This window comes from Nocardioides sp., from assembly GCF_024509035.1.
Lineage (GTDB): Bacteria > Actinomycetota > Actinomycetes > Propionibacteriales > Nocardioidaceae > Nocardioides.
In genome coordinates, this window is the sequence record NZ_JANINT010000423.1 from 1 (window position 1) to 921 (window position 921).

A 921-nucleotide genomic window follows, 5' to 3' on the forward strand; every position below is an offset into this window, starting at 1 on the left:
GATCGTGCAGGGCCACAACCCGGTGCTCTACCCCGTGCGCGAGGTTTCGTCGTCGGGCGGCCACATCGAGGGCGGCGAGAAGTCGCCGCTCTGGCGGACGATGGCGCGGTACGGCGTCGACCTCTACATCAACGGCGAGGTGCACGCGACCACCATGCGCCGCGCCGACGGGCTCACCCAGGTCTCGACGGGCGGCCTGCTCTACCGCGGCCAGGCGACCTACATGCTCGCCCGTGTGTACGACGACCGCATCGAGCTCGACGTGCGCCAGGTGCCGGGCGACGAGGGCGGCGGCAAGCTCTGGCAGACGACCGGCCTGCGCACCCGCGCCGGCACCCGCTGGGAGGGCGGCCCGAGCCTGTCGATCGGCTCGATGACGCTCACCGCGGACGGTCGTGCGGTGAACCAGACCGGCCTGCTCCAGGAGTGGTCACCGACCTCCTAGTGCAGGCCCACCTTGAGCAGCACGACGAGCAGGCCCAGGCACAGGCCCGCGACCGCGCTGGCGAGCTGCCCCCAGCCGTCCATGCCGCCGCGCCTGCCGGCGAGTCCGCTGTACGCCGTCAGCAGCGCGATCGTCGCGATCAGGGCCGCCCACGCCGCGGTCTTGAGCTCGGCGCCGAGCAGCGAGGTCGCGAGCAGCACCCCGAGTGGGACCACCGACGCCCCGGCGATCGGCGAGGTCTCGCGCAGGGCGTGCCGCAGTGCCACGAAGGGGTGGTGCCGTCGGGTGAGCGAGCTGCCGAGCGTGACCGCGTGCAGGTGCGCGACCCAGTACACGGCGACCGTGCCGAGGATGATCCCGGACAGCTCCCACACCGACTCGGTGTGGCCCGCGGCGTACGCGATCGCGGCCGCGCACACCACGGTCCCGGTGATCGTCCCCTCGCCCCCCGCGACCAGCCCGAGCGGGTCCCGGCG

General features: G+C 73.6%; 2 protein-coding genes. One reads left to right on the forward strand and one right to left on the reverse strand.

Annotated features, from left to right (window positions below; all coding sequences use genetic code 11):
* Positions 1–445 (forward strand): hypothetical protein (locus Q0L15_RS22925; protein ID WP_296607170.1); only part of this gene is annotated, 445 nt, incomplete at its 5' end.
* On the opposite strand, the gene Q0L15_RS22930 is transcribed toward Q0L15_RS22925, so the two are convergent.
* Positions 442–921 (reverse strand): hypothetical protein (locus Q0L15_RS22930; RefSeq protein ID WP_296607171.1); only part of this gene is annotated, 480 nt, incomplete at its 5' end. The two genes, Q0L15_RS22925 and Q0L15_RS22930, sit on opposite strands and share 4 nt — an antisense overlap.